We start from the raw sequence: 13,854 nt of genomic DNA, 5'->3' as shown, positions 1-13,854 counted from the left end.
ATTCTAGCACAAATTAGAGAAAATATCTTATATTCTTATCGATAAAAATAAATTTGCATGACCTTCAATTACTTTTTCTGAAAATAATTTTTCTAGAATTGACAAATTACCATTAAACTGGCGTGGATTAATCAAATCAGTCAATCTCAGAACCTTGTCGTTTTCTCCGCGATTCACAATATACGCACTATATTCTTCTTGATTAAAACGCAATACACCAAAGACATCTTCTGTTTCAGTATAAAATGGATAGAATTCACCATTCATAAGAGAGCTATGTGTCTTTCTGCGTTTGATCCATTTATGACAATCTTGATAAATCGTTGGATTCACGTGATTCCATGGGAAATATTTTCGATTGTCAGGATCTGTTCCACCGGTTACTCCAGCTTCATCACCATAATAAACACAAGGGATACCGGGCATCACGAATAATAATCCCCAGGCGACATCTAAATCATCTTCTGATTGATTCAACATTGTAAAAATTCGTTCTGTATCATGTGTCCCAAGGTTATTTAATTGATTGTAGTAAAAATCTTTCGGATAGTTGGCTTGAATTTCTACCATTTCCTTAGTAATTTGACTCATCTTTTTTTGCATTGTTAAAATATCTAGAATCTGTTGACGTAAAGGATAATTCATCACTGACTGTAAATGATTACCAAATAAATATTTTCTTCTTTTTTCATAAGCAATCTTGTTAGAAGCATCTTCCCAGACTTCACCGATCAATATTTTATTTTTAAATGTATTCAAGCGTTGGCGTATTCCGCCGATAAAATCATCCGTTAATTCATCAGCAACATCCAAACGCCAACCATCTACACCTAGCGCTGTCCATTTATCTATGACTCCCTTTGGTCCATAAATAAAGGACTGAAAACTAGGATTTTCTTTATTTACTTCCGGCAAATCTGCCACACCCCACCACGAACGATATTCGTCAGGATATTTAGTAAATTGGAACCAAGAATAATAAGGACTTTGTTGATTTCTGCTAGCACCGACTTCTTCACCATAGATGCCGGCTTGATTAAAGTAACGGCTATTGCGACCAACATGGGAAAAGACACCATCTAAAATAATATGGATTCCGACTTGATGTAAAGCATCTAATAATTCCACAAAATCTTTTTCTGTTCCTAACATTGGATCAATTTTAAAATAATCATTCGTGTCATAACGGTGATTACTAGTTGCTTCGAAAATCGGATTTAAATATAAAGCGTTAATTCCTAACTCCAGTAAATAAGGAATTTTTGCTTGGATACCTTTTAAGTTACCGCCGTAGAAATCCCATCTTAAAATTTCATTTTTTTCATTTCGAATATACATCGGCGTATCTTCTTTAGTTCCATATATAAAACTATTTTTTTTAGGCGCATTTACTTGGCCATTTTCATTACCGTTATTAAAACGATCAGGAAAAATCTGATAAAAAACTGCCTGTTGATACCAATCAGGTGCAATCTCAGCTGTCTCATAACAAGTCAGTTGATACTCTGGCATCTGATTTTTTGAATCATAAATTTTTCCTGCACCACCATCTTCGCCATAACTACAATAATAGGTAGATACTTGATTATTTTCATTGATCAAATCAATTTTGAAATAATAAAAATACAAACCAGCCTGTTCACCAAGACGATAACAAAAATGAAACAAATCCTCTTCCAATTGATTCATCATGAAAGTTTCTGCACCCTTAGCACTATCCTCTTCACGAATCACCAAATATACTTTTGCTTTAGCAAAGTCAGATACGTTGATGTTGAAATGAACTGTTTGTTTGATCGGAATCGCACCAAAAGGCTGCTTATACTTTTCCTGCCAAGCATTATAATAAATATTGACCATGGGTTGTACCTCGTTCATCATTGTGACTAAATAATGGCTCAATCTGCCAAATGTCGTCCGCATATTTTTGAACCGTGTCATCTGCTGAGAAACTTCCAGCATTGGCAATGTTCTGTAAACTCACTTGACGCCAGCGTCTTGTGTCTAAATAAGCAACCTCAATCGTCTTTTGAGCAGCTAAATAAGAATCAAAATCTCGTAAAACAAAGTATTCATCGTTATATTTAATTAACGAATCATAAATTTCTTGTCCTTCAAATAAAATGTTTGGAATGGTACCATCCACAAAAGCATTGACTACCCGGTGAATTTTTTCATTTTGATTATAAATATCACCGGCATTATAACTATTGTCTTGGTAATAACGATAAACTTCTTCCTCGGTTAAGCCAAAAATAGCAATATTGTCATCACCGACAAAATTTCTAATTTCCACATTCGCCCCATCTAGTGTAGCAATTGTGACCGCACCATTTAGCATCAGTTTCATATTTGAAGTTCCTGAAGCTTCTTTTGATGCGAGAGAAATTTGTTCGCTAACATCAGCTGCTGGAATAATTTTTTCAGCTAAAGAAACTTTGTAATTTTCTAAAAAGACGATTTTTATTTTATCATTGATTGCTGGATCATTATTGATCAATTTTGCTACTTCATTTATGACCTTAATAATTGCTTTTGCATAATGATAACTTGGCGCAGCTTTTGCTCCAAAAATAAATACACGGGCAGGAATTTCCAATGTAGGATCATTTTTCAAATCAAAGTACATATTTAAAATATGCATCAAGTTTAATAATTGTCGTTTATATGCATGCAGACGTTTTATTTGTACATCAAAAATCGCGTCTGGTGACACCGTAATTCCGGTTGTCTCTTTAATATAATTAGCAAATTCAATTTTATTTTCTCGTTTAGCAACCGCTAAAGCATCCAAAGCAGTATCATCATCCTGATAATTCAACAGTAATCTTAAATCATTAGAATTTTGACGCCAAGAAGTGCCAATAGTCTTATCTAAAACCCGACTCATGTTAGGGTTAGCAATTTGTGACCAGCGACGTTGTGCGATTCCATTAGTTTTATTATTAAAACGATCTGGATATAAAATATAAAAATCATGGAGCACAACAGATTTTAACAAATCAGAATGGAGTTTTGCCACTCCGTTAGTTGAATGAGAACCAATAATTGCTAAATGAGCCATATGAACTTGATCATTTTGGATAATACGTGTGCGACTGACTAATTCTTCACCATGAACCCAAGATGTCTCTACGACGAAACGACGATCAATTTCTTCAATGATTTGATAGATTCGGGGACAAACAGCCTTCATCATACCGACTGACCATTTTTCTAAAGCCTCAGCCATAATTGTATGATTAGTATAACTCATCACTTTAATTGTTAAATCCCAAGCTTTTTCCCAAGGAACATTTTGCTCATCAACTAATAGACGCATAAATTCTGCCACACACATAGCTGGATGGGTATCATTAATATGGATCGCCACATATTGATTAATTTTATCAATTGGTTCATGTAATTGAAGATAATGACGTAAAATACTTTGCAGTCCAGCCGAAACAAAGAAATATTCTTGTCTTAATCTTAGATTTCGACCTTCTTCATTAGAATCATCTGGATACAATACAGAGGTTAAATCTTCAACTGCGCGTCTTTCTTCTACACTACGATAACGATCTTCCTCTTCTTCAGGAATTTCCACCGACCATAAGCGCATCGTATTAACCGTTTGATTCTGATATCCGACCATACCAGTATCATAAGGGACTGCCCGAACTTTAGAGCCACCTTCGTAAACTGGTTTTAAATTACCATCTAGCATTTTTTTCATCCAAACATGTCCGCCAAAATGAACATTAACTGCTTTACTTTCTTTGCGAACTTCCCATAAACTCCCTTGATTTAACCATTCGTCTGGTAGCTCTACTTGATAACCGTCAACAAATTTTTGTTTAAATAAACCATATTGATAACGGATTCCATTACCATTTCCTGGCAATCCACGAGAAGCAATTGAATCCATAAAGCATGAGGCCAACCGACCTAGTCCACCATTTCCTAGTGCCATATCTGGTTCAACAGCAGCCAAATCAGCTAAATCAATATTCATATCTGCTAAGGCGTCTTCAACAATATCTAACCAACCCATATTTAATAAATTACTTTTTAACATCTGCCCAGGTAAAAATTCAATTGAGAAATAATAAACCTGTTTTTGTTTTTGTTTACGATAATCTTGCCAAGTTTGATACCAATCCGGCGAATAACTATCAGTAATAATTGAACCTAGCGTTTGATAAAGTTCTGTAGCAGTAGCATCCTCTACTTCCATTGCGTATTTTTCTGCTAAACGCTTTTTAAATATTGCCTTAAATTCTTTTTTGTTCATTAATTATCACAACCTTCACGAATTTATAAGAAAAACCAAAATCTCACGGTAAACCGCAGACTCTGGTTTTATTAATTATTGCATGCCTTGATACAATGCCAAATATTTCTGACTAGACAAGTCCCAACTAAAGTCTGTTTTCATACCATTAACCATCAATTTTTGCCAAATATCAGGTTCATCTTGGTACAAAGCTATTGCTTGCTTACAAGTATTCATCAAAATATAGGATTCAAAAATATTAAAACCAAATCCAGTGCCTGCTTGAGTGATTGGATTATAAGGGATTACGGTATCTTTTAATCCACCTACTTCATGAACAATCGGCAAAGTGCCATAACGCATGGAAATCATTTGTGATAATCCACATGGCTCAAAAGCTGATGGCATTAAAAACATATCTGCTCCGGCATAAACTTTTTGCGCCAAGTTCACATCAAAAGCAATATTAATGCTAGCTTTTTCTGGATACTTGCTACCAATATAGCTAAAACCAGCTTCGAAATTCGGATCACCTGTACCAATTAATACAAATTGCACGTCAAATTGAAGTAAATTTTCTAATTCTTGTAAAACCAAATGGAAACCTTTTTGATATGTCAAACGACTGACCACACCAATCAATGGGACGTCTTCACGAATGGGCAGACCCATTACTTTTTGTAAATCAGTTTTATTCTTTTTCTTTTCAGCTAAATTTTCGATATTGAATTTTTCAAAGATTGCGGGATCCGTTTCAGGATTAAAGACCTCCGTATCAATTCCATTTAATATGCCACTTAATTTACCACTTTCCATCTGTAAAATGACATCTAAACCTGATGAAAATTGTGGTGTTTTGATTTCATTAGCGTAAGATGGACTAACTGTTGTCACTCGATCAGCATATAAAATTCCTGCTTTCATAAAATTCAAACAATCATTGAATTTGATTGTACCCTCATCATAACGTTCTGTTCCCATCCCAAATAGGTCGACTAAAATTTGTTTATCAAACTGACCTTGAAATTCGATATTGTGTATCGTTAAAATGATGCGAATATCAGAGAAGGCCGAAATCCAATTATATTTTTCCTTTAACAAGAAAGGCACCATTGCGGTATGATAATCATTCACATGGAGAACATCAGGAATGAAATTAATTTTTTCCATCATCTCAATCAAAGCTAATTGGAAAAAGGCAAAGCGTTCACCATCATCGTAATATCCGTACAATTCTTCACGATTGAAATAATAGAGATTATCAAGAAAGTAATAATCTATTCCATTTAATTGTAAATATTTTACCCCGCAGTATTGTTTACGCCAACCAACATATACGTCAAAATGAAGCAAATCTTCTAGTTGATCTTGATATTTTTCAGCCATCTTAGTAAAAAACGGCAACACAACTTTAATATCGACCCCTTTTTTCTTTAATTCCTTCGGTAAAGCACCGGCTACATCGCCTAATCCACCTGATTTAAAAAAGGGAGCACATTCAGCTGCCGCAAATAAAACTTTCATCAATGTTCGCCTCCATAGATATCGTTTAAGACATGGGCATTTTTCCTCACAACAACTGGTTTTTCAGCTGTTCCGATAATCTTCACACCTGGCTCAATGATGACATTTTTATCAACGATTGCATTTTTTATGAAAGCATTTTCTTGAATTTTCACATTGGCCATTACAATACTATCATACACTTCGGCATCTTTTGCGACAAAGGTTTTTCTTGAAAATAACGAGTTTTCAACTTTTCCTTCAATAATACAGCCCGTTGCAAACTGACTATTATTAACAACTGAAGTCGGCGCATAATAAGTTGCAACTTCATTTTTTAACTTTGTATAAATTTTTTAACTAGTGTATAGCAATGAATTGAATTTTTTTGAATCTAGCATTGCCATATTCGCATCATAATAAGATTTGACATCAAAAATATTACTTAAAAATCCTGTATATTCATATGCAGATGTTCGTACTTGATTCATCCGATCCATTAAAAATTCTTGCATAGAAGCCGGTGAATTATTTAGCTGACCCTCTTGAAATTGTCGGATCAACCAATCTGTTCGGCAGATAAAAATTGTCATGGACAAATTATGCAATTCATCTTCCAATCTATTATTTTCAAAACGATCATAACCAATAACGTGTCCATCATCGATTTTTAAGATAACGTCTTTTGCAGAAATATATTCTTTCGACATTTTTTTATACACCACTGTTAAGTCGACATCTTTTTGTTGATGAATTTTCAAAACAGATTCAATATCAATATTACACAGCATTCTGTTACCCATAAATACAGTGTACTCTGACTTAGATTTATTTAAAAAATCAATCGCATCATCATAATATGGTAAACCTTCTGCTTTTTTCTGTAAATATTCTTGATAAAAATTAATGAAAAAACGGCTATCAACACTATCAAGATGCCATTCTCGTCCTCCACCAATATGATCAAATACTGACTTAGTCTGATGCTGATTAAAGATCATATAAACTTGTTTAATATTGGCATTTACAGCATTTGAAAGACTAAAATCTAAAATACGATATTTACAATCAAAAGGTAAAGTAGATAAAGGTCGATTTTCAGTTAAAGGTAGTAATTCTTTGCTTTCATATACGCCGCTAATAATCGCCGCTATTTTATTCGCTCTCATCAACATTCACTCCAATCACTTCAGAATAGCCAACTATAGCAATCTCATCTGTCCCATCAATTACTGCATTGTCACCAATAATAGCTTTTTCGCCAACAATCGCACGATTCATTTTTACATTTCGACCAATTGTAGCTCCCGGCATAATAAAACTATCCTTTATCACAGCGCCTTCTTTTACTTGAACATCATTTGATAAGATACTGTGATCAACTTCACCTGCGACATAACAACCGTCGACTATCAAAGAATCTTTAACCAAGGCTGTTTCAGTTAAGAAATGCGGTGGTGAAACTGTATTTTTAGCTAGAACTCGCCAATTTTTATCGCGAATATTTAAGCTGTGATTAGGATCTATAAATTCCATATTTGATTCCCATAATGAATCAATTGTACCAACATCTTTCCAGTAACCTTGGAATCGATAAGCAAAAACATTTTCACCAGATTCAAGATAAGCAGGAATAACATGTTTCCCAAAATCAAGCATATGATCATCTTTTTGGTAACTATTTAGTAGCATATCTCGTAAACGAGACCAGTTGAAAATATAAATCCCCATCGATGCAAGATTACTTTTTGGTTCTTCTGGTTTTTCTTCAAATTCAATAATTCGATTATTTTCATCTGTATTCATAATTCCAAAACGAGAAGCTTCTTCCATAGGTACTTCTATAACGGCAACAGATAAAGATGCATTATTTTCTTTATGCACATCAAGCATTGCTTCATAATCCATTTTGTAAATGTGATCTCCTGATAAAATCAAGACATACTGTGGATCCATTTGATCAATGTAATCCATATTCTGATAGATTGCATGAGCAGTACCTTCAAACCATTTACTACCGTCATTACTAGAAAATGGTTGTAAGATAGTGACCCCTGAATTCAGTCCATCAAATCCCCAACTTGAACCATTCCCAATATGACTATTTAAAGCAAGTGGTTGATATTGTGTCACGACACCAACATTATTTATTCCTGAATTCACGCAATTACTTAAAGTAAAATCAATAATCCGATACCTTCCACCAAACGGAACAGCGGGTTTTGCAATATGTTGTGTCAATTTCCCTAATCTTGAGCCTTTTCCCCCGGCTAAGATCATTGCTAAGATTTCTGTTTTCATAATCTTTGTTGGTGAAAAAATTAGCTTTCACCATCCCCCTTTTTTATTTTTTTGTCCGTGTATTTACTTTTAACGGTTTTAAAATCAATGCCCCCAAAGCCGGTACCGTCGTAGTAATTGAAGATTGATAATCTTTAAAATGATATTCATCACTTTCTGCTACTGGATTATGCTCCGTCCAAGTTCCACCAAACTCTAGCATTTCCGTATTCCAAACTTCTTCATAACTGCCAGCATAAGGCACGCCAATTCTAAAACCTTGTCTTTCTACTGGAGTCATATTTAAAATAACAATTAAAAAGTCCTTTTTACGTTTTCCTTTGCGGATAAAGGATAGTACTGTTTCATTCGTATTATCTGCGTCAATAATCTCGATAGTATCGTAAGATTCTTCCAATTCCCACAACGCTGGATTGTCTTTATAAAACTGATTTAACTGGCTAGTGAAAAATTGCATGGAATGATTAAGAGAATCCTTTAAATCCACCCATTCTAAGCCTTCATCATATTTCCATTCTAAAAATTGACCCCATTCACTACCCATAAATAATAGCTTCTTCCCAGGATGAGTCATAAAATAAGTAAACAAATTTCGCAGCTGAGCAAATTGCTTATAGCGATCTCCCCACATTTTATGCATCAAACTTTTCTTACCATGAACAACTTCATCATGAGACAAAGGTAAAATGAAATTTTCATCCATCATGTACATAAACGAAAAAGTCAATAGATTAAAATTGTCTCCACGATATAGCGGATCCATTTCGTAAAAGCGTAAAATATCATTCATCCACCCCATATTCCATTTGTAATCGAAACCTAAAGCACCTGTTTCAATTAAACCAGTAATTTGAGTATCTGAAGAGCTTTCTTCAGCCATCATTAGTACATTTGGGTGGGCTAATTTGATAACTGCATTTAATTTTTGCAAGAAATAATAGCCTTCGAAATTTTGATTTCCGCCTTCATGATTGGGTGTCCAAGGACCATCATCGTAATCGCGATAAATCATGCTTGAAACAGCATCTACACGAATACCATCAATATGGTAAAACTCAATCCAAAACATCGCACTAGATATTAAGAAACTTTGAACTTCAGATTTGCCGAGATCAAAATTAATTGATCCCCAACGAACGTTATTTGCCCGATCTGGATCCTGGTATTCAAATTGTGGCGTTCCATCATAGTAAGGCAATGTATCATCATTAATACAAAAATGCCCAGGTACCCAATCGACTAGCACGCCAATATTGTTTAAATGACAAGCTTCTACAAAATTTTGGAATTCTTCTGGTGTACCATAATATGAACTTAATGCAAAATAACCAATTAATTGATAACCCCAGCTCATCCCTAAAGGATGTTCCATCAATGGCATAAATTCCACGTGAGTATAATTCATTTCCACTAAATATGGCACTAGTTCTTCCGTTAATTCAGCGAAATTATACGGCTGACCATCCTCGTGATGTTTCCACGAGCTAGCATGAACTTCATAGATATTCATTGGTCGTTTAAAATGATTTACACGTTTGTTTCTGCCGCGCCAAAGACCATCTTTCCATTTTTTTTCAGGTACTGTATGAAGTACTGCAGCATCACCTGGTCTTTTTTCAAAAAAGATTGCAAAAGGATCAATTTTCATAATCTCACGACCGTTTGCTTGACGAACTTTGAATTTGTACAAATCACCTTCACTAGGTAAAGCGGTTGTTACTTCCCAAATACCATAAGCATCTTTTTCCATAGGAATAGAATCATTCCAGTCATTAAAGTCACCCACCAAAAATACCATTTGTGCATTAGGTGCCCATACTCGAAATGTGTATTGATCATTTTTTAAGTGTGCGCCTAAAAAATGTTGGGCATAAAAGTTTTCCCCCGACAAAAAATTCTGTTTGGCTTCAAGTAACGGCTTTTCTTCAACATCAGATTTCTCTTTCATAGGCCACCTCATTTACTTATTTTACTCAAAAAATACTTGTAAAAAAATCTGAAATAAAAATTCTATTTCATTATTTTTTTAACTTTCTCTTCTTTTATAATAACATAAAAAATGCGTACGATCGCTCGAAATACTAATTAAAATAGTTTTTTTTTACTAAAATGATTTAAATATGCAGAAAATAATAGCTTTATGAAAATGAATTGAAAACTTTCTCTTCTAAAAAAACACTTCATTTCATCATCTATTAAAAACCAATCGTTATTTTACACGAAAAAAGCTAGAGAATCCTTGATAGATTCTCTAGCTCATTTTTGCCATAAAAATTTAATTAATTCTTTTTCAAATGCGGCTGTTTTAGTTATCCAAGAATGACTTGCCTTAATACCAGTAATTGTATATTCTTGATAACTCTTTACATGAGACGAGATTAAATAGCGTAAGGCAAATGCACTATGCAGTGAGACCGCACCATCACTTTGAGTCCCGTCTTTTTTATTTCCAGCAATATTTAAAACTTGTAAGTTTTTTGGCAATTTATTCATTTGTTGGTCAAAATATTGATAAATAGGTGTCTCTTGGCTAGGACCCGTCTCGGTCAATTCTGCAGCAAATACCTCATCAGTATCTTCGGCGATTTCTAAATCATTATATGGCGTAGCAACCGTCACCAACTTTTCTACTTTAGGACCTTGATCGTATTCTAAAAGGTAACGTAAAGCTGATACACCACCCATTGAATGAGCAACTAGATTCACTTTTTTTACGCCTTGTTTGGATAAATATTGCATTGCATCAGAAATCCACTGGCTTTGCTTAATCTCACTAGCACGATTATTTGAAAAAAGTAACATGATCGTTGGATTATCTGCTTTCTTTGATAAATTCCCTTTTACAGTCAATTGACCATCCTCAGCAACTGTAATTGTCATAGCACGTTTCGCATATTGATCATCATTTAAAATTTTTAGCATCGGACCAAAAGAAAAACTATTTCCTTGATAGCCATGAATAAAAACAGTTGGTGTTTGACTATAATTAATTCCTTTTTGTTTAGATATGTTGCCACCATTTATTGAACGTATTTGAAAATAGTAAAACATTCCAGTTACACTAAAAACTGAAATAATTGCTACTAATATCTTGAAAATTTTTTGCATATTTACGCCTTCTTTATGAGATAAGTAAAACCTAATGTTGGAACTAGTATTTTCATTAATCGACGAATTGCAAAATAACGAATATCCCCAGATAATTTTTTAAGTTCAGCGTCTAATTCTGGTAAATCAGGAATTTCATCTACAACTGGTACTAAAATTTTGGGCACTGGATCTAATTGAATCAAATCAGTAACAATTAAACTTTGAGAATAAATAGTTTCTCGCCGCGGTTTCTTTTGTTTCAAAACAAAATCTAAAACCGTACTAACTTGATTAAAATAAAATTCTTGGTTCACATCACCAATTAATTTTTCCAATTGTTCAAATGATTCAGGATAATCTTCTGTTTGAAAAGAAAAATAATTAGGAATTGTAAAATCATTCCTTTTTTCCACATTTACTGTTATCAGTTGATATTCCTCATTTGCTATTTGCGTTATCTCCGGCAAATTAAAATCAACTGCTATAGTGCCAGGATATTTTTCTTGCCAATAATTTTGGATTAAGAAAGAAATCAACGTTACTTTTGCTGTCTCTTCAGCCAATTGATTTATTTTGTTCCAACTTTCTACCAAAGGATACGCCTTTAACTGAGGAATATGCAAATAATAACGCCGATTTCTACGAAAAATTATTTCAAACGAAATCAAACGATCTAAATATTGATCCAAATGCCGCATACTAGGAAAATTATTTTTAATTTCTCGCAGGATCACAGGATTTTCTTGTTTTTCAAAATAATTAAGTAGAGTCATAATTTCTGGTTTTTTTATATATTCTATTAGTTTTTCTTCATTAGATATAATCTTCATTTTTACTCCTAAAAAAGGAGACTCTCTTATGAAAGTCTCCAAGTCAAATTATTTTTCAAAGGCTTCAGTTAATTGGGGAACAACTTGTTTTTTTCGAGAAACAACTCCTGGTAGGAATACTCGATTATTTTCTAATTTTGTATTAAAAGCCACTTCGACTTTTTCTTTAGGCTCTCCGGCAATCAAGATCTCAGAATCAGAATTCAAAATATTCGTTACCAATAAAACAAATAAATCATATTTATTTTTTGTGTTTTCGACAATCATCGCTGCTTCCAATGCTTCTTGACGAGCAAAAACTTCTGCTAAATCTACTGTATTCACTTGTGCCACTCGAATAGTTTTGTCTCCCATTGGGAAACTTTTAGCATCTAAGTCTAATAATTCTGCTTCAGTTTTTGTGCTTAAGTTAGTACCAGCTTTTAACATTTCTAAGCCATAACTTTCTAAATCAACATCAGCAATTGCTGCTAATTCTTTAGCGGCTTTCATATCTTCTTCAGTTGAAGTTGGAGATTTAAATAATAAAGTATCTGAAACAATTGCTGAAAGCATCATGCCAGCGATTTCTTTAGGTACGGTCACATTATTTTCTTTGTACAATTTCAATACGATGGTTGAAGTACAACCGACTGGTTCGGCGCGGTAGTATAAAGGATTAGCTGTTTGAAAGTTAGCAATTCGGTGATGGTCAACAACCGCTAAAATATTCACCTCTTCAATATCTGAAACACTTTGCTGAAACTCGTTATGGTCAACTAACATGACATCTTGCGTTTCTCCAGCAACTTTTTCAACAACTCGTGGCGCAATCAAACCAAATTGATTTAACGCGTACTCAGTTTCTTCATTTGGTGTGCCTAACGCAACTGCTTCCGCGTCAACACCTAATTCTTTTTGTAAATGTGCAAAGGCTAAAGCAGCACCAATAGCATCAGTATCTGGATTTTGGTGTCCGAAAATTAAAACTTTTGACATATTTTATCGCTCCTTTTTATCAGTTCTTTTTTATCATATCAAAAAAAAAGAAAAGAGCAACAAAATCCTGCTCTTTTCTTTTAGATTAACGGTTCAAATAGCCTTTATAATCACTCGTATGCAATAATTTTTTGGCATTTTCAACACGGTCATCAGTTGGCGGTTCAATCCCATCCAATGGATATTTAAAGCCTAATTCTTCCCACTTATATTTACCCATTGTATGATAAGGTAAAATTTCAACTTTATCGACATTGTTCAGAGTTTTGATAAACTCATCTAAACGAATTAAAAATTCATCATAGTCACTACGTTCTGGCACTAGGACATGGCGAATCCAAACTGGCTTATTAATTTCAGACAAATATCTAGCCATTCCCAAAATATTTTCATTACTATGACCGGTTAGAATTTTATGTTGCTTTTCATCAATATGTTTCACATCAAATAAGATTAAATCAGTATATTTCATTAGTTCTTCAAATTTAGAAAAAAATGGCTCTTCTCTCGTAAATGGTTTTCCACAGGTATCTAAGGTGGTGTTTACGCCTCTTTCCTTAGCCTTTTTAAATAAATCAATTAAAAAGTCCATTTGTAATAAAGGTTCCCCGCCACTGACTGTTAAACCGCCTTTTTTTCCCCAATAGCTTTTATAATGTAGGGCTTCATCCAATACATCATCAGCTGTTCTTTTTTTTGCCTTTGGGTCATTAATTTTCCAAGTATCTGGATTATGACAAAATTGGCAACGCATTTGACAGCCTTGTAAAAAGACAATAAAACGTACACCAGGTCCATCCACAGAACCAAAGCTTTCAATTGAGTGAACATTTCCTAAAACAGCCGTTTCAGTTGCAGTAGTCATGAGATTTTTCCTCCTTAGAAATGAATAGG

9 protein-coding genes and 1 pseudogene are annotated in these 13,854 nt (G+C 33.9%); all 10 read right to left on the bottom strand.

What is annotated here, in order from left to right:
* Positions 1–27 precede the first annotated feature (27 nt).
* Complete coding sequence (locus ID741_RS10135; protein ID WP_438719877.1) at positions 28–1,860, bottom strand: glycoside hydrolase family 13 protein; 1,833 nt, start codon at positions 1,858–1,860, stop codon at positions 28–30.
* Positions 1,841–4,276, bottom strand: a complete 2,436-nt coding sequence (locus tag ID741_RS10130) for a glycogen/starch/alpha-glucan phosphorylase (protein WP_438719876.1) — start codon at positions 4,274–4,276, stop codon at positions 1,841–1,843. The genes ID741_RS10135 and ID741_RS10130 overlap by 20 nt, the downstream gene beginning before the upstream one ends.
* 75 nt (positions 4,277–4,351) lie before the next feature.
* Complete coding sequence (glgA, locus tag ID741_RS10125) at positions 4,352–5,782, bottom strand: glycogen synthase GlgA (protein ID WP_438719875.1); 1,431 nt, start codon at positions 5,780–5,782, stop codon at positions 4,352–4,354.
* Positions 5,782–6,930: pseudogene (glgD, locus tag ID741_RS10120) on the bottom strand (glucose-1-phosphate adenylyltransferase subunit GlgD). The gene glgA and the pseudogene glgD overlap by 1 nt, the downstream one beginning before the upstream one ends.
* Entirely contained in the window at positions 6,917–8,062 is a 1,146-nt protein-coding gene (locus ID741_RS10115) for a glucose-1-phosphate adenylyltransferase (protein ID WP_218325124.1), read from the bottom strand. The pseudogene glgD and the gene ID741_RS10115 overlap by 14 nt, the downstream one beginning before the upstream one ends.
* Positions 8,063–8,105: 43 nt before the next feature.
* The gene (glgB, locus tag ID741_RS10110) at positions 8,106–10,010 is read right to left on the bottom strand and encodes a 1,4-alpha-glucan branching protein GlgB (protein WP_218325123.1); all 1,905 of its coding nucleotides are present in this window, start codon (positions 10,008–10,010) and stop codon (positions 8,106–8,108) included.
* Between the two features lie 308 nt (positions 10,011–10,318).
* A complete protein-coding gene (locus ID741_RS10105; RefSeq protein WP_218325122.1) occupies positions 10,319–11,170 on the bottom strand; it encodes an alpha/beta fold hydrolase in 852 nt (283 codons plus the stop codon).
* A gap of 2 nt (positions 11,171–11,172) precedes the next feature.
* Positions 11,173–11,982, bottom strand: a complete 810-nt coding sequence (locus tag ID741_RS10100; RefSeq protein WP_218325121.1) for a DUF1803 domain-containing protein — start codon at positions 11,980–11,982, stop codon at positions 11,173–11,175.
* A gap of 48 nt (positions 11,983–12,030) precedes the next feature.
* The gene (locus tag ID741_RS10095; protein ID WP_438719874.1) at positions 12,031–12,960 is read right to left on the bottom strand and encodes a manganese-dependent inorganic pyrophosphatase; all 930 of its coding nucleotides are present in this window, start codon (positions 12,958–12,960) and stop codon (positions 12,031–12,033) included.
* Positions 12,961–13,045: 85 nt separating this feature from the next.
* On the bottom strand, positions 13,046–13,825 hold the full coding sequence (pflA, locus tag ID741_RS10090) for a pyruvate formate-lyase-activating protein (RefSeq protein ID WP_218325119.1): 780 nt from the start codon (positions 13,823–13,825) through the stop codon (positions 13,046–13,048).
* Positions 13,826–13,854: the final 29 nt, after the last annotated feature.

Origin of the sequence: Enterococcus sp. AZ103 (assembly GCF_051714685.1) — a bacterium.
GTDB lineage: Bacteria > Bacillota > Bacilli > Lactobacillales > Enterococcaceae > Enterococcus_A > Enterococcus_A alishanensis.
This window is presented reverse-complemented; position numbering and strand designations above follow the sequence as displayed.

What these genes read in the sequence shown, in the direction of transcription:
- pflA (WP_218325119.1), bottom strand. Translation starts at nt 13,825, where the DNA reads ATGACTACTGCAACTGAAACGGCTGTTTTAGGAAATGTTCACTCAATT.
- ID741_RS10130 (WP_438719876.1), bottom strand. Translation starts at nt 4,276, where the DNA reads ATGAACAAAAAAGAATTTAAGGCAATATTTAAAAAGCGTTTAGCAGAA.
- glgB (WP_218325123.1), bottom strand. Translation starts at nt 10,010, where the DNA reads ATGAAAGAGAAATCTGATGTTGAAGAAAAGCCGTTACTTGAAGCCAAA.
- ID741_RS10100 (WP_218325121.1), bottom strand. Translation starts at nt 11,982, where the DNA reads ATGAAGATTATATCTAATGAAGAAAAACTAATAGAATATATAAAAAAA.
- ID741_RS10135 (WP_438719877.1), bottom strand. Translation starts at nt 1,860, where the DNA reads ATGGTCAATATTTATTATAATGCTTGGCAGGAAAAGTATAAGCAGCCT.
- glgA (WP_438719875.1), bottom strand. Translation starts at nt 5,782, where the DNA reads ATGAAAGTTTTATTTGCGGCAGCTGAATGTGCTCCCTTTTTTAAATCA.
- ID741_RS10115 (WP_218325124.1), bottom strand. Translation starts at nt 8,062, where the DNA reads ATGAAAACAGAAATCTTAGCAATGATCTTAGCCGGGGGAAAAGGCTCA.
- ID741_RS10095 (WP_438719874.1), bottom strand. Translation starts at nt 12,960, where the DNA reads ATGTCAAAAGTTTTAATTTTCGGACACCAAAATCCAGATACTGATGCT.
- ID741_RS10105 (WP_218325122.1), bottom strand. Translation starts at nt 11,170, where the DNA reads ATGCAAAAAATTTTCAAGATATTAGTAGCAATTATTTCAGTTTTTAGT.